Source organism: Vibrio sp. 10N.247.311.47, from assembly GCF_041467535.1.
In the GTDB taxonomy this organism is placed as follows: domain Bacteria; phylum Pseudomonadota; class Gammaproteobacteria; order Enterobacterales; family Vibrionaceae; genus Vibrio; species Vibrio crassostreae_C.
The window spans coordinates 128,927-144,665 of record NZ_JBFSUR010000010.1 but is presented as its reverse complement, the minus strand read 5'-3'; the positions used below and the strand labels follow the sequence as shown (position 1 = coordinate 144,665).

Below are 15,739 nucleotides of genomic sequence, written 5' to 3'. Positions count from 1 at the left end.
CTCGCATCTCGCATCTCGCATCTCGCATCTCGCATCTCGCATCTCGCATCTCGCAGTATGTTACAGGCAATAAAAAGCCCCGCAAGCTTTCACTTGCGGGGCTTTTTTAGCTAATTGAGAAAAGGGCTAATTACTTACCAGCTTCTTTTTCTGCTTTAACTTTTGCAATCACTTCGTCAGCAACGTTAGTTGGACATGGTGCGTATTGTGCGAATTCCATAGAGAATTGGCCACGACCAGAAGTGATAGTACGTAGGTGACCGATGTAGCCGAACATCTCAGAAAGAGGTACGTCAGCTTTAATACGAACACCAGTAACGCCAGCTTGTTGATCTTTGATCATGCCACGACGACGGTTAAGGTCACCGATAACATCACCAACGTGATCGTCTGGAGTGAACACGTCAACGTTCATGATTGGCTCAAGAAGTTGCGCGCCAGCTTTAGGCATAGATTGACGGAATGCGCCTTTCGCTGCGATTTCAAATGCGATAGCAGATGAATCGACTGCGTGGAAACCACCATCGAAAAGTTCAACTTCAACGTCTAGAGTTGGGAAGCCAGCTAGTACGCCGTTTTCCATCATAGATGCGAAGCCTTTCTCAACTGCAGGCCAGAATTCTTTAGGAACGTTACCGCCCACAACTACAGAGTTGAACTTGAAGCCAGAACCTGCTTCGCCTGGTTTGATACGGTAATCGATCTTACCGAATTGACCAGAACCACCAGATTGCTTCTTGTGCGTGTAGCTATCTTCAATTGCTTGAGTGATAGTTTCACGGTAAGCAACTTGAGGAGCACCTACAGTTAGGTCAACGCCGTATGTACGCTTAAGGATATCTACCTTGATGTCTAGGTGAAGTTCACCCATACCTTTCAGGATAGTTTCGCCAGTCTCTTCGTCAGTCTCAACTTGGAAAGATGGATCTTCTGCAACCATTTTACCGATAGCGATACCCATTTTCTCAGAACCGCCTTTATCTTTTGGAGATACAGCGATTGAGATTACTGGAGTTGGGAATACCATTGGCTCAAGCGTTACTTGGTGCTTAGGATCACATAGAGTGTGACCAGTTTGCACGTTCTTCATACCAACGATCGCAATGATGTCACCAGCTTGTGCGCTAGTTAGTTCGTTACGGTCATCAGCTTGCATCTCAACCATACGGCCAACACGTTCAGTCTTGCCAGTGAATGAGTTAAGAATCGTGTCACCTTTGTTCAGTTTACCAGAGTAAATACGAACGAAAGTTAGAGCACCGAAGCGGTCATCCATGATTTTGAATGCAAGCGCTTTGAAAGTCTCATCTGTAGAAACGATAGCGTGTTCGCCAGTTTCTTCACCGTTCTCATCCATTAGAGGCTGAGGGTCAACTTCAGTTGGTGCTGGTAGGTAATCTACTACAGCATCAAGGATAAGTTGCATACCTTTGTTCTTGAACGCAGAACCACAGAACGTTGGGAAGAATGCGATATCACGAGTACCTTTACGGATACAACGCTTAACGTCTTCAATAGAAGGCTCTTCACCTTCCATGTAAGCTTCCATTAGGTCATCGTCTTGCTCTACAGCAGTTTCGATTAGCTCTTCACGGTATTGCTCAACGTCATCAACCATGTCCGCTGGAACATCTTTGATTTCGTAGTTTTCAGGAAGACCAGTGTCATCCCAAACGTATGCTTTACGGCTTAGTAGGTCTACAACACCAACGAACTCGTCTTCACGGCCGATTGGTAGAACCATTACTAGAGGAGTTGCACCTAGAACGTTTTTAACTTGGTCAACAACGTTGTAGAAGTCTGCACCCATACGGTCTAGTTTGTTAACGAAGATCAGACGAGATACTTCTGATTCGTTAGCGTAGCGCCAGTTAGTTTCTGATTGAGGTTCAACACCACCAGAACCACAGAATACACCGATACCGCCATCAAGAACTTTAAGAGAACGGTATACTTCAACTGTGAAGTCAACGTGTCCAGGAGTATCGATAACGTTTAGACGGTGATCGTTCCAAAAACAGCTTACAGCTGCTGATTGGATAGTAATACCGCGCTCAGCTTCCTGTTCCATGAAGTCAGTCGTTGATTCGCCATCATGTACTTCACCAGTCTTGTGGATTTGACCAGTTAGCTTAAGGATACGCTCAGTGGTAGTTGTTTTACCCGCATCAACGTGCGCGAAAATACCAATGTTTCTGTATTTCGATAAATCTGCCATTGTCTTACTCTGTTAATAGGATATAAAATGCGCGCAGAGTATATCACAATCTGTGAAGACTGATAGCTTTGCATGCATTTGGGACTAAAAAACTTTGCCTTTTTCTAACATATAGAAAAAGGCACTCAGTAGTAACAATCTAAATGATTGTTAATTATAGTGCTAACCTAAAGCCTAATCGGCGTTAAGGTTAGGCTGAATTGCTGCAGTATAGAGTAGCTGAAGTGAGTTCAATTACAACTCATCAAAAGCATTAATTGCTTCCGATAATTTTTTCACACCGTGGATCTGCATTCCTGGAATGCCACCTTTAGGCATGTTAGCCGCCGGTACAACCGCTTTCTTAAAGCCGTGTTTAAATGCTTCATTTAAACGCTCTTGTCCGCTCGGTACAGGTCGAATCTCACCCGCTAGGCCTACTTCTCCAAATACCACCACATCTTTTGGTAATGCGCGGTCTCTGAAACTAGAAAGTAGAGCCATCACCAACGCAAGATCAGCACTGGTTTCGGTTACTTTAACACCACCGACGACATTCACAAACACATCTTGGTCAGCCATTTGTAAGCCGCCGTGTTTATGCAGCACCGCTAATAACAAAGAAAGCCTGTTTTGCTCTAGGCCGACAGCGACGCGACGTGGGTTAGCCAGCTGTGAATAATCCACCAGCGCTTGGATTTCGACAAGAAGTGGACGCGTCCCTTCCCACACCACCATGACAGAACTGCCCGAGGTTTCTTCTTCACCACGAGACAAGAAGATAGCGGATGGGTTGCTGACTTCTTTTAGCCCTTGGCCTGTCATCGCAAACACACCCAGTTCATTCACTGCACCAAAACGGTTTTTGTGGCTGCGTAGCGTTCTAAAACGGCTATCGGTTCCGCCATCTAATAAAACAGAACAGTCAATAATGTGCTCAAGTACTTTTGGCCCTGCTAAGGTGCCGTCTTTAGTTACGTGTCCAACTAAGAACACAGCAACGTTATTCTGTTTTGCGTAGCGCGTTAATGCGGTTGCCGATTCACGAACCTGTGCAACACTGCCCGGAGAAGATTGAACATCCGCAACGTGCATAACTTGGATCGAGTCGATAACCATGATCTTAGGTTGTTCTTTTTCTGCAACCTGACAAATCTTATCCACGTTCGTTTCTGAGAGCATCTTTAGGTGCTCTTTTGGCAATCCAAGTCGAGACGCACGCATCGCGACTTGTTGCAGAGATTCTTCCCCGGTTACATAGAGAGTCGGTAATTGAGAAGAAAGCTGACACATGGTTTGTAATAGCAGCGTTGATTTACCGGCACCCGGGTTACCACCAATCAGGATCGCAGCACCCGGTACGACACCACCACCAAGTACGCGGTCTAGCTCTTTAAAGCCACTGCTAAAACGTGGGACTTCTTGCAGATCGATTTCTGACAGCGTTTGAACCGAAGATTCAGTTGCACCGCCCGCATAACCACTCAATCGTTCATTACGTGCGACCTGAGGTGAAGCGGCTAACCTAACTTCTGTAATCGTGTTCCAAGCACCACATGCATTGCACTGCCCCTGCCAACGTGGAAAATCGGCACCACAGTCATTACACACATAAGCTCGCTTTGCCTTCGCCATAAAACCTCAATAATTTACTCAATTACACAATGATGTTGTCAATTTGTGACTTATTTGACCGTACGGATGAAAATAAAAGTTGCAGTCATACCACTTATACTTAAAGATCGATTTAAACTAGTCGATAACATAAACGCACCGTCCATTCTAACAAGAAAAGTATGCAGCAATCTGAAATTCTATCTGTAGCAGAACGTTTAATCCCGGCTTACCACGCCGAAGATTTCGAATTCCTTCTTTCTCAAATGACAGAAGGGGAATCGCCGTCTCTGAAGCTGCTCGTTAAAATGGAACTGAATCGTATCATGGCTCCGTGTACAAAGAGCATTGATTTACGCGGGCGTATTGATAATGAGTGTCGTCAGTTCACTCTCGATGGCCGTAAGCACTGGCTCGATGATATCGCTTTAAACGCATATCAACGTGGTACGAAAAAGTTTAAAGGTTACACAGAAGGCGCATGGGAGTTAGTAATGACTCCGCGAACTCAGCCTCTGAGCGTTGTTAAAACATCTTCTCAAGGTAACCACGACATTACTAGCGCCAATAGCCCGTACGAAGCGGAAGCTATTAACCTAGGTTACGACTTAAAACGCCAAGAGAACAGACTCAAGATTAGCTCGCAGGTCGAGATCACCACATCGAAAGGGCAAAGCCTACATGGTGTAACGGTTGATATCTCCCCGTCGGGTGCAAAGTTCAAAGTACCGAGCGCCTTTCGATACAACCTCGGCGAGATCATCAGCGTTAAGTTCTCAGAGCTTATCGAAAAGTCCCAAGAAAACGATGTTAACCAAGCGGTTGAATTTCGTGTTTTGGGTATCGACGAATCTTATGAGAACAACGCGGTCAAATTTCTAAGAACCATCAAGGTAAGCGACAACAATATTGTGGCTCGCTTACTCGATGAGTCTTTAAATAGCACCAGTAAGAAAACCAGCCATGAGAATCAAGATAGGATTATTCGAACTCGTACTCGAGGAATCGAACACACCTATCTAAAGCACACTTGTAACCTTCCCCTGTTCTTCAGCGGCAGCGAACTCAAGCTTGCCCTACTGACGGATAACAACCATCCGTTATGGCAATATTGGCACGACGAGCGAAATCAACAAGCACTGGGCACCCTGTTCAACGAGCAACGTATGAACCTGCTGGCGAAACCAGGAGTGAAGGGAACCAGTAACGTTATCTACTCTTTTACCCATGAACACCAAAACAAGACCTTGTTCTATTCAATGATGCTGCCTGAAGCCTCTCGTGAACAAAGACAGCTGTTCTGGCACATCGGTGGTAAACGTAAAAGTTGGAAGGCGTTCAAGTTCTCGGTTTTCGAACTGTCAGACACAGAACGACAAGCATTAGCTAAGCACTCGGAGACTCTAGCTCAAAGCTCAGCTCAACTGACGCATTGCGGAATCTTGCAAGAGATTGGCGATCACGAAAGTGCTGCTGACTATCTTTTGAGTGAAAAGCCACGCATTCCAAGCAGTGAATTGAACCGCTTCCGTCACCCGCGTACTGTCATCGGCAATATTCAAAGCATTTACTTTGACTCTCAGACCCGTCGTAAAGAGCCGAGATACCAATTTAAGTCACCGTTGCAACTTACATCACAAGATGGCGCAGCGGCGAACGGACACACCTTAGATATCTCGAAACGTGGACTGAGCATTAGCCTTGAACACCCAATGGTACTCAAGATTAATGATCCGGTATTAGTGAACTTCAATGAACTGCAGCTCTATGACAAGAACCTGCCACTGAGCACAGTGCCTTACCACGTAATTCGAGTGAGTCCGAATGGTCGCAACGTGCAGTTGGTTATTGCCGAGAACGCCAAGACAATGCGTACCATCGCTTTCCTTAATGGGCTTATCGATCAAAACCAAAGTAAGCTGATTAAGAAGCAAGAGATACTGCCAACACATTCGCTACTCGAATCACTGCACAACATTTTGTTGAGCAAGATGGTCAGTAACCCAATATTCATTGATAAGCCAAGTTCAACGCTGCGCTGTAAGATCATTGGTGTGAATTTCCCACTGAATAAGCATCTAACGTTACTTGCTAAACTTGGTCACAACCAAAAGTTCTCACTCGAGCCAATCTTCAAGGGTCACACCAACTCACTGTTGGCTGAGCCACTAAAAAGAATTGAAGGTGCGGAGCCTAAGCATCATGACGTGTACATTGCTGCAGTGAAGTTTGGCGACAAAATCCAGTCGGTACACACCAAGTTGGTCAAAGACTTCGCCTCAGCAAAGGAACGCATCTTATTCATCAAGAAAGCGCAGCACTTAGGTGATGTGTATGTATTGCGAGTCACCACGGCACCTATCTTTAATCCGCTAACGAGTTTATTCCAGTCGGATTTAGAAGAGCTTTCACGCATCAGTATGCATCAAGCTAAGAAGCTAGAGAATGAGGTGACGGCGTTTATCGGTTATGGCGAGATAGAGGACATTACCGATGAAGTGCTGATTCGATTGGAGCTAACACGCTAGCCTCGAGTGGCGTATTAACTTAAGCATGAAAATTGAAAAAGCAGGCTGATAGCCTGCTTTTTTTGTGTCTGAGCCACTATTGCTAAATAAGATACATAGCCAATAGCACTTAGGTAGAGCCCCTAAGGTTTCGCTTGCCAGCTGATCTTCTGTTGCTTAGCCAATACACCCGACAAGATACACAGCACACCGCCTAAACCTGCGTAACGAACAGCAGTTTGAGCTTGCTGCTCTACTTTTGGTTTTGCGTGGTAGGCAATGCCTAAACCTGCAGAGCCCATCATCACCAAGTCATTGGCACCATCACCAACGGCAACGGTATTATGTAGTTCCAATTCGTACTCTTCAGCCAACTCTACCAAGATATCCGCTTTGGTCTGCGCCGAAACAACATCGCCTAAGACTTCACCCGTCAACTTACCGTTGACGATCTCAAGCGTGTTTGATTGAGCATGGTCTAGATCAAGGGTATCTTTCAGGTAGTCAGAGAAGTAAGTAAAACCGCCTGATGCAATCGCCGTTTTCCAGCCAAGCTTATTTAGAGTATTCACCAGCCCGACCAAGTCTGGCATGAATGGCAATGACTGACGCACTTGCTCTAATATCGATTCATCCGCACCTTTCAGTGCTCCTACTCGCTGGCGTAGGCTCTGTTCAAAGTCGAGCTCGCCTTGCATTGCTCGTTCTGTGATTTCAGAGACTAACTCTCCCACTCCAGCTAGCTTGGCAATCTCATCGATGCATTCAATTTGAATCGCTGTGGAATCCATATCCATCACGATCAAACCTGGCTTAGATAAGTCTGGGACCTCGCTAAGGCAAGCATAATCAAGCTTTAGCGCTTGGAGGATTTCTTCGTGTGCTGGCGTTAGATTGCCTGACATCAAAGCCACTTCATAATGCCCAACCTTCCACGTATCGAGGATGGTGTTGTAAGTGCCAGTGAAAAAGTCGATGTCATCGAAAGATTGTGGAGATAGGTACTCACCAAACACAATCCAATTGGCCTTGGATTTAGCGAGTTGAGAAGCGAAACGAGTCTCGGGGAGTCGAGTTAATAATGTCGTATGCCTTTTTATCGGCAGATATTTCTGAGCGTCCATGTGTATGATTCCTAATTAACTATGCTAAACGTTAACCTATTGCAATTTGAAAACGCAAGTCTCAATATGTCTTAATCATAACATTTGTTTATTTCAGGCTTCGTGAAACATGAATGAATCATTGTTCTCAATACGTAACGCTTTACGAATGCTAGCCCTCATTTTGTTGGCTACCATGTTCGTTGTAACGATTAAAAATACGGTCGTGATCAGTAAAGGTAACGAGAAGATCCAAGCAAAACAGTTGGAAACTCTTACCAAGCTGCTTATCTCTCAGGCATCACTTTCAGCCAGCAAGATGATCACGCAACAAGACCAAGAGCGATTGCTTGATCTGACTAACCAGCTATCTCAAGACCGACTGGTGTTCGATACCACCATCTATGATGCAGAGGGTATTCGACTGGCTTCGAGCGAAAAAGCCCTCTCGGTACGTGAGGTTCTTGGCTTAGATACACCACTTTCAACAGCAAGTATCGGCAGACAACAGTTAGTTGAACCTATTTATTCTCCAGAGAAAACGATCATCGGCTTTATTCGAGTGACTTTTGAAACCGGTAAGATGACGGCGATTTCTGATCACCACTACCGCAAAAGTGATCGCTACATGATCGGTATGGTGTTGATGGGGTTTGTGAGTGGCGTGTTGTTCATCATGCTGATTCGCAGAAGACCAACTAAGTCTGGTGAGAACTTACTATTGAAAAATGTAAGCTCATAAACACACTAGGCTGACAATAAATACTAGACTCAGAATAAATACAGCAATCCAATAAAAAGCCCCGACGCTCAGGCAGCAACGGGGCTTTTTGTTATCTGTTAACTTATCAAGCTAAGACAAATCAAGATTATTCTTGGTCGCCAAGCAGTACAGAGTCTAGTGCGATAACCATCATGTCGTTGAAAGTCGTTTGACGTTCATCTGATGTCGTTTGCTCACCAGTCTTAATGTGGTCAGAAACAGTACAAATCGTTAGAGCTTTTGCGCCGTATTCAGCACACACACCATAGATGCCAGCCGCTTCCATCTCTACGCCAACAATGCCGTATTTGTCCATTACTTCGAACATCTCTGGATCTGGCGTGTAGAACAGCTCAGCCGAGAACAGGTTACCGACTTTTACGCCGACACCGAGAGCTTTGGCTGCATCTTCTGCCGCGCGCACCATTTTGTAATCCGCAATAGCCGCAAAGTCATGATCTTTAAAGCGAATACGGTTCACTTTAGAGTCAGTACATGCGCCCATGCCGATCACCACATCACGCACTTTGATATCTTCGCTCACTGCACCACAACTACCTACACGAATGATCTTCTTCACACCAAAGTCTTTGATCAGCTCAGTCGCGTAAATAGAACAAGATGGAATGCCCATACCGTGTCCCATTACCGAAACCTTACGACCTTTGTAAGTACCGGTGTAACCAAACATGTTGCGAACGTCGCACACTTGAACCACTTCTTCTAAGAAGGTTTCAGCGATGTATTTAGCACGTAGCGGGTCACCTGGCATTAAAACTACGTCAGCGAAATCACCCATTTCAGCATTAATATGTGGAGTAGCCATTGAAAATATCCTTAATCTCAAAACAAAAAAAGAAGAGAGAGGTTTCCCTCTCTCTTCGTTAACTATTATAGAAAGCTTGTACCGTGTCCCATTGGCGATGTACCAAAGTATGACGCTAAGCTTTGACCGATATCAGCGAACGTATCGCGACGGCCTAAAGAACCGGCTGGAACCTTCTGACCGTAAACAATCACAGGGATGTGCTCACGAGTATGGTCTGTACCTGGCCATGTCGGATCACAACCGTGGTCAGCCGTTAGGATAAGCACATCATCTTCTTTCATCATATCGATGATTTCATTGATGCGACCATCGAAGTACTCAAGTGCCGCTGCATAACCAGCAACATCACGGCGGTGGCCGTAAGCTGAGTCGAAATCAACGAAGTTAGTGAACACGATAGTGTTGTCGCCTGCTTCATTGATCGCTTCTTTGGTTGCTTCAAATAGCGCAGGAATACCTGTTGCTTTGGTTTTCTGAGTGATGCCACAACCCGCGTAGATATCAGAGATCTTGCCGATTGAGTGAACGTTACCGCCCTTCTCATCAACCAACTTCTGAAGAATGGTGGCTGCAGGTGGCTCAACAGAAAGATCACGACGGTTACCAGTACGTTCGAATTGACCTTTACCTGGGCCAATGAACGGACGAGCGATAACACGACCAATGTTGTAGTCTTCTAGCTCTTCACGAGCAATCTGACAAAGGTCTAATAGGTTTTGCAGGCCGAATGTCTCTTCGTGACAAGCGATCTGGAAAACAGAGTCTGCAGAAGTATAGAAGATTGGCAGACCAGTCTTCATGTGCTCTTCACCTAGGTTATCTAGGATTTCCGTACCAGATGAGTGGCAGTTACCCAAGAAACCAGACAGGCCTGCACGCTCAAGGATGCGGTCAGTCAGTTCTTTTGGGAAGCTGTTCTCTTTGTCGGTGAAGTAGCCCCAGTCAAACAGTACAGGAACACCTGCGATTTCCCAGTGACCTGATGGCGTGTCTTTACCAGAAGACAGCTCAGCAGCGTGACCGTAAGCGCCAATGATCTCAGCGTCTGCATCCATACCAGGAGCAAAACGACCCGTAGACTCTTTGTGAGCCATCGCTAGACCTAGCTTAGACAGGTTTGGCAGTGCCAGTGAACCTTTACGATCTGCATTGTCTGCAAGACCTTGGTCACAATGATCTGCGATGTGGCCCATAGTGTCAGAACCTACATCACCAAATTTGTCTGCATCCGCTGTTTCACCGATACCGAATGAATCTAAAACTAAAATAAATGCTCTTTTCATTTTCTTCACCAACTTATTGCTCTTTGCACCAGAACTCTGTTTATCGGTATACGCGAGGTATACCGATACCTGTTATTTACACGTCTTCAGAACGAATCTGACGGTAAACGTCTGGCGTTGCTGTATATTCTCCGCCCACAGTGATTGCATTTTGTAATGCTGTTGCAGCTTCTTGCCACTGTTGTTCGTTACGAGCATGAATCATTGCTAATGGCTTATCTTCACTTGCTACTTCACCTAGGCGAATGAAGTGATCAAAACCGACTGCGTAATCAATGCTGTCAGTTGCTACACGACGACCGCCGCCCATACCAACCACAGCCATACCAATTGCACGAGTATCCATTGCTGATACCACACCGCTTTCTAACGCGTACACTGGCTTAATAATGTCTGCTTTTTCTAGGTAGTTATCGTAGTTCATTACGAAATCAACTGGACCACCAAGGCCCGCTACCATTTTACCGAAGCACTCTGCTGCCTTACCGTTATCCAGTACTGCCATCAGTTTTTCGCGCGCTTCGTCTGAGTCTTTAGCTAGGTTACCGAGCACCAGCATTTCAGCACACGATGCTAGAGTGATCTCTAACAAGCGAGGGTTACGATATTCACCCGTTAGGAACTGAACCGCTTCACGAACTTCTACTGCGTTACCCGCTGAAGAAGCCAGCACTTGGTTCATGTCCGTTAGGATTGCTGTTGTTTTAGTACCCGCACCGTTTGCTACTGCAACGATAGATTTCGCTAGCTCTTCAGATGCTTCGTAAGTCGGCATGAATGCGCCTGAACCTACTTTTACATCCATCACTAGAGAATCAAGGCCAGCAGCCAGTTTCTTAGATAGGATTGAAGCCGTAATTAGCGAGATGTTATCTACGGTTGCTGTGATATCACGAGTCGCGTAAACACGCTTGTCAGCAGGCGCTAGATCGCCTGTTTGACCGATGATAGCCACACCAGCATCTTTCGTTACTTCACCGAACACTTCGTTGGTTGGTGTAATGTTGTAACCCGGGATAGATTCTAGCTTGTCTAGCGTACCGCCAGTGTGGCCTAAACCACGACCAGAGATCATTGGAACGAAACCACCACATGCTGCCACCATAGGGCCAAGCATCAGAGAAGTTACGTCACCAACACCACCAGTAGAGTGTTTATCAACGATTGGGCCATCAAAGTTCATGTGGCTCCAGTCAATCACCATACCTGAATCACGCATTGCACAAGTTAGTGCGATACGTTCTGGCATCGTCATTTCATTAAAAAAGATAGCCATTGCGAATGCGGCAATTTGGCCTTCAGAAACCGTGTTTTTAGCAACACCTTGAATGAAGAAGTTAATTTCTTCAGCTGTTAGGACTTCACCGTCACGTTTTCTGCGAATAATTTCTTGAGGTAGATACATTAGTGCCTCCCAAACTCTAGTGAGTATGGTTTGTAGGGAAAAGAGGTAATATGGAGTGGCTTGACGCCACTCCATCAAACAGACTTATTATGTTCAATACTCTAAATATTTGGCGTTGCAGTTAGGCGACCAGTGAGTTCATTCCTATGAGCATAGACTCTATGTGATTAGGAGGAACTTACGCAGTCAACAACGCTGCGGTGTCAAATATGACGAGTAAATTAGTATGCTGCTGGATCAGCAGTCTGGTCTGTCACTTCTAATGTATTAAGAAGGTTAGTTAGTAGGCTTGAAGCACCAAAACGGTAGTGCATGTTGTCTGCCCACTCAGCGCCTAGTAGCTCATCAGCCATTGCTAGGTATAGTGCTGCATCTTCAGCAGTACGTACGCCACCAGCTGGTTTGAAACCAACTGTTTTAGCAACACCCATGTCACGAATAACTTCAAGCATCATGCGCGCGTACTCTGGAGTCGCGTTTACTGGCACTTTACCTGTTGAAGTTTTGATGAAGTCTGCACCTGCTTCGATACAGATTTGAGAAGCTTTCTTGATTAGTGCTTCTTCTTTCAGTTCACCTGTTTCGATGATCACTTTAAGCGTGATGTCACCACAAGCTGCTTTACACTGTTTAACTAGCTCAAAGCCAACTTCTTCGTTGCCAGCAATAAGAGCACGGTATGGGAATACTACGTCAACTTCGTCTGCGCCGTACGCTACCGCTGCTTTTGTTTCTGCAACAGCAATTTCGATGTCGTCATTACCATGAGGGAAGTTAGTTACAGTCGCAATGCGTACTTCTGGAGTACCTTGCTCACGCAACGCTTTCTTAGCTGCTGGGATAAAGCGAGGGTAAATACAGATTGCAGCGGTGTTGCCTACTGCAGTCTTCGCGTCATGACAAAGCGCCACTACTTTTTCAGTAGTATCGTCGTCATTTAGCGTAGTTAGGTCCATAAGTTTAAGTGCACGTAGAGCTGCTGCTTTTAAATCGCTCATTTCTATCTCCGATCAATATATTCAAATAGTTAACTACTTCGCCCTCCATCCAGTATAGATGGATATTTTAGTAATGCTCAGTAGCCACAAATGAACGGACTTGGTTCCCTGAAGACTTGATAACTTTCGCTACCAATTGCAATCCTTGTCACCGCACAGTACCAGTTTGGTCTATGGCACAACAAATCAGTCATGTTGTGTCTAACATCTATAGCGTATCGCTAATTTTGGCTTAATCCCAGAAGAATAACGTTCGAGTTGATTTCGAGGTTACTTTCTTGCCAACAGAGACATCCTATCCCTTTAGCTTATACATTATAGGTATCCATCAATAAATTGTAGTGCTCCTTAGAACGCAAACGGTTTGTATCTCAAAAAAACATTCTAGACCCTACATCGAATCTAAGCATAAGCGCGTGCATATACTAAAAACGGCAGGCCTAAAAACAAAAAAGCCCCGCAGCAATTTCTTGCTACGGGGCGATATTATTATGGCGTCTATATATCGATTTCTAACTAATTAGAAAGACAGGAAGAAGCCAGCAATTGTTGCTGCCATCAGGTTAGATAGAGTACCAGCAATTACCGCTTTAACACCCATACGTGCGATGTCGTGGCGACGGCTTGGTGCAATACCACCTAGACCACCTAGAAGAATCGCAATTGAAGAAAGGTTTGCGAAACCACATAGTGCGAATGCGATGATAGCTTGAGTCTTCTCAGACATCACTTGACCAGTTGCTGCAACAACTTGAGCGTTTTCACCAACGTATGGTACGAAGTTTAGGTATGCAACGAATTCGTTAACAACTGTCTTCTGACCAATGAAAGAACCAGCGATAGTTGCTTCTTCCCATGGAACACCAATGATGAATGCTAGCGGTGCGAAGATCCAACCTAGAAGAAGTTCTAGAGTTAGGTTTTCCATACCGAACCAACCACCGATGCCACCTAGGATACCGTTGATTAGAGCAATTAGACCGATGAATGCTAGTAGCATTGCACCAACGTTAAGTGCTAGTTGTAGACCAACTGATGCGCCACCTGCTGCTGCGTCGATAACGTTAGCTGGTTTGTCATCGCCACCGTCCATTTCGTCAGCGATGTTGTCGTCTGGCGTATCTGTTTCAGGCTTGATGATTTTAGCGAATAGTAGACCACCTGGTGCTGCCATGAATGATGCTGCTACAAGGTACTCTAGAGGTACACCCATAGATGCGTAACCCGCTAGTACACCACCAGCTACAGAAGCCAAACCACCACACATTACTGCGAATAGTTCAGAGTTAGTCATTTTAGGAACAAATGGACGAACAACTAGAGGTGCTTCAGTTTGACCAACGAAGATGTTTGCTGCTGCAGACATAGACTCGGCGCGAGAAGTACCTAGAGCTTTCTGAAGACCACCACCAAGAACTTTGATTACAATTTGCATAACACCAATGTAGTAAAGTACAGAGATAAGTGCAGAGAAGAAAATCAGAGTTGGTAGTACTTGGAAAGCAAAGATGAAACCGATACCGTCAACTGAGAAGTTAACTAGGCTGCCGAATAGGAAACCAGTACCGTCTTTACCGTAGTCGATCACGTTTGCTACACCAGCAGAGAAACCTGCAAGTAGATCACGACCCCAAGGGATGTAAAGTACGAATGCACCAAGTGCGAATTGGATAGCGAAAGCGCCACCCACTGTTCTTAGATTAATAGCTTTGCGGTTGTCAGATAGTAGTACTGCGATTGCGATCAGTGCAACCATTCCGACTAGGCTCATAAACAGGCTCATAGTTTATGACTTCCTTATTAGTTATTTATTGGCGTGTTACAAAATGGGGCTATAAAGCGGAGGCAATTATACTCATGCGACCACTAATAAAGTAATGCCGTCCTCACACTTTCGTAGAAGATTCATGTACCATTCACACGCAAATGTGATCCAAATCACAAGCTCAGTGCAATTTACGCAAACGATAAACAAAAACCTTCGATTTTATTCACATATACCGAATGCGCGATGGCTATTTTGCCAAATTTGCGCTGCAATCGATTGCTTTGGCTCTTTTCTAAGCAAAAAAAGTTCATTTAAGATCGTAACTAAATATTTGGAATGATTAACATTTCCTTGGTTTCCATACATGGGCATGTCCGGAGCATCCGTTTCCAATACCAGACATTCAAGGGGCAATTTTGCGATGGTTGTGCGTGTTTTTTGCGCTCTTGGGTAAGTTATCGTTCCACCGACGCCAATATAGAAACCGAGCTTGATCCACGCCAAAGCTTGCTGTTCACTCCCAGAAAAACCGTGAATCACACCACCTAAGGTGAACTTATGCTGCTTTATTAGCTCGATAAGTCGGTTGTAAGACTTCCTCTCATGGATGATTAAAGGCAGGTCAAACGCCTTGGCAAGTTCCATTTGCTGGATGAAAAAGCGCTCTTGTTTCTCCTGTTCCACATCCACAAAAAAGTCCAACCCACACTCACCAATGGCCACACACTGACGTGTTTTTGATGCGAGTAGTTGGTGAAGTTCTTCAAATTGCATCTCATCCGCTTGCTCTAAAAAGTAAGGATGAAAGCCTAATGCGTAGTAAACATTGGGGTGAGATTGCGCAATTTTCTCAAGCTTATGCCAGTTATTTTGACCGATAGAAGGGATGAGTAACTTCTCAACTTGAGCCTGTTTCGCTTCTTTAAGATAGCCATCAATAGTTTGATCAGGTGTAAAACCTTGCTCAAACGCCTCAAAATCCGCGTGGCAATGAGTATCAAACAGCGGAAAGTCACTTATTTGCTGTGTCATTTTCCCTACTCTCCATTTGTTTCCCTTGAGGATCACGACGATAAGCAACACAACTGCGCTTGTTCTCAGGCGTTAAGCCAAGCTCTTCACACCACTTATCATATCTTTTAACCCAAGTTTTTATCCAACCCAACATAACTGCCTCTAACCTCAGCCTTTAAACCTCAAATAAAACGCATTAAAAAACGCCTATTGCAGAACAATAGACGTTTTTGTTTAACTCTAATAGATCGCGGAGAA

Annotated in this window: 12 protein-coding genes; 2 read left to right on the top strand and 10 right to left on the bottom strand. The window is 45.1% G+C overall.

Annotated elements, in window-relative coordinates; all coding sequences use genetic code 11:
* Positions 1–130 precede the first annotated feature (130 nt).
* Together fusA and radA are read right to left on the bottom strand one after the other, a co-directional pair.
* Complete coding sequence (gene fusA, locus AB6E51_RS09315) at positions 131–2,218, bottom strand: elongation factor G (protein WP_017058825.1); 2,088 nt, start codon at positions 2,216–2,218, stop codon at positions 131–133.
* Positions 2,219–2,452: 234 nt separating this feature from the next.
* Complete coding sequence (radA, locus tag AB6E51_RS09310) at positions 2,453–3,832, bottom strand: DNA repair protein RadA (RefSeq protein ID WP_372057922.1); 1,380 nt, start codon at positions 3,830–3,832, stop codon at positions 2,453–2,455.
* 161 nt (positions 3,833–3,993) lie between these two features.
* On the opposite strand from radA, the gene AB6E51_RS09305 reads away from it, so the two are divergent.
* Positions 3,994–6,339, top strand: coding sequence for a PilZ domain-containing protein (locus AB6E51_RS09305; protein ID WP_171732465.1), 2,346 nt, complete (start codon positions 3,994–3,996; stop codon positions 6,337–6,339).
* Positions 6,340–6,461: 122 nt separating this feature from the next.
* On the opposite strand, the gene serB is transcribed toward AB6E51_RS09305, so the two are convergent.
* Positions 6,462–7,442, bottom strand: coding sequence for a phosphoserine phosphatase (serB, locus tag AB6E51_RS09300; RefSeq protein ID WP_017058828.1), 981 nt, complete (start codon positions 7,440–7,442; stop codon positions 6,462–6,464).
* Between the two features lie 109 nt (positions 7,443–7,551).
* Here serB and AB6E51_RS09295 point away from each other — a divergent pair, with 109 nt between their 5' ends.
* The gene (locus AB6E51_RS09295) at positions 7,552–8,163 is read left to right on the top strand and encodes a YtjB family periplasmic protein (RefSeq protein ID WP_076655999.1); all 612 of its coding nucleotides are present in this window, start codon (positions 7,552–7,554) and stop codon (positions 8,161–8,163) included.
* A gap of 127 nt (positions 8,164–8,290) precedes the next feature.
* On the opposite strand, the gene deoD is transcribed toward AB6E51_RS09295, so the two are convergent.
* The 7 genes from deoD to AB6E51_RS09260 all read right to left on the bottom strand — a co-directional run bounded on the left by deoD (position 8,291) and on the right by AB6E51_RS09260 (position 15,635).
* Positions 8,291–9,010, bottom strand: a complete 720-nt coding sequence (deoD, locus tag AB6E51_RS09290; RefSeq protein WP_017063285.1) for a purine-nucleoside phosphorylase — start codon at positions 9,008–9,010, stop codon at positions 8,291–8,293.
* A 65-nt stretch (positions 9,011–9,075) separates the two neighbouring features.
* Positions 9,076–10,296, bottom strand: coding sequence for a phosphopentomutase (locus AB6E51_RS09285; protein ID WP_017063284.1), 1,221 nt, complete (start codon positions 10,294–10,296; stop codon positions 9,076–9,078).
* Positions 10,297–10,372: 76 nt separating this feature from the next.
* Complete coding sequence (gene deoA, locus AB6E51_RS09280) at positions 10,373–11,701, bottom strand: thymidine phosphorylase (protein ID WP_372057923.1); 1,329 nt, start codon at positions 11,699–11,701, stop codon at positions 10,373–10,375.
* A 221-nt stretch (positions 11,702–11,922) separates the two neighbouring features.
* Positions 11,923–12,699, bottom strand: coding sequence for a deoxyribose-phosphate aldolase (gene deoC, locus AB6E51_RS09275; protein WP_010436196.1), 777 nt, complete (start codon positions 12,697–12,699; stop codon positions 11,923–11,925).
* Positions 12,700–13,219: 520 nt separating this feature from the next.
* On the bottom strand, positions 13,220–14,482 hold the full coding sequence (locus tag AB6E51_RS09270; protein ID WP_017058833.1) for a NupC/NupG family nucleoside CNT transporter: 1,263 nt from the start codon (positions 14,480–14,482) through the stop codon (positions 13,220–13,222).
* Between the two features lie 204 nt (positions 14,483–14,686).
* Positions 14,687–15,499 carry a TatD family hydrolase gene (locus AB6E51_RS09265; protein WP_372057924.1) on the bottom strand — a complete coding sequence of 271 codons (813 nt, stop codon included), beginning with the start codon at positions 15,497–15,499 and terminating at the stop codon, positions 14,687–14,689.
* Positions 15,480–15,635 carry a DUF5363 family protein gene (locus AB6E51_RS09260; protein WP_017066983.1) on the bottom strand — a complete coding sequence of 52 codons (156 nt, stop codon included), beginning with the start codon at positions 15,633–15,635 and terminating at the stop codon, positions 15,480–15,482. Before AB6E51_RS09260 ends, AB6E51_RS09265 begins: the two co-directional genes overlap by 20 nt.
* Between the last annotated feature and the right edge of the window lie 104 nt (positions 15,636–15,739).

Excerpts from the sequence above, each read along its gene's own strand:
- fusA (WP_017058825.1), bottom strand. The coding sequence starts at position 2,218 with ATGGCAGATTTATCGAAATACAGAAACATTGGTATTTTCGCGCACGTT.
- radA (WP_372057922.1), bottom strand. The coding sequence starts at position 3,832 with ATGGCGAAGGCAAAGCGAGCTTATGTGTGTAATGACTGTGGTGCCGAT.
- AB6E51_RS09305 (WP_171732465.1), top strand. The coding sequence starts at position 3,994 with ATGCAGCAATCTGAAATTCTATCTGTAGCAGAACGTTTAATCCCGGCT.
- serB (WP_017058828.1), bottom strand. The coding sequence starts at position 7,442 with ATGGACGCTCAGAAATATCTGCCGATAAAAAGGCATACGACATTATTA.
- AB6E51_RS09295 (WP_076655999.1), top strand. The coding sequence starts at position 7,552 with ATGAATGAATCATTGTTCTCAATACGTAACGCTTTACGAATGCTAGCC.
- deoD (WP_017063285.1), bottom strand. The coding sequence starts at position 9,010 with ATGGCTACTCCACATATTAATGCTGAAATGGGTGATTTCGCTGACGTA.
- AB6E51_RS09285 (WP_017063284.1), bottom strand. The coding sequence starts at position 10,296 with ATGAAAAGAGCATTTATTTTAGTTTTAGATTCATTCGGTATCGGTGAA.
- deoA (WP_372057923.1), bottom strand. The coding sequence starts at position 11,701 with ATGTATCTACCTCAAGAAATTATTCGCAGAAAACGTGACGGTGAAGTC.
- deoC (WP_010436196.1), bottom strand. The coding sequence starts at position 12,699 with ATGAGCGATTTAAAAGCAGCAGCTCTACGTGCACTTAAACTTATGGAC.
- AB6E51_RS09270 (WP_017058833.1), bottom strand. The coding sequence starts at position 14,482 with ATGAGCCTGTTTATGAGCCTAGTCGGAATGGTTGCACTGATCGCAATC.
- AB6E51_RS09265 (WP_372057924.1), bottom strand. The coding sequence starts at position 15,499 with ATGACACAGCAAATAAGTGACTTTCCGCTGTTTGATACTCATTGCCAC.
- AB6E51_RS09260 (WP_017066983.1), bottom strand. The coding sequence starts at position 15,635 with ATGTTGGGTTGGATAAAAACTTGGGTTAAAAGATATGATAAGTGGTGT.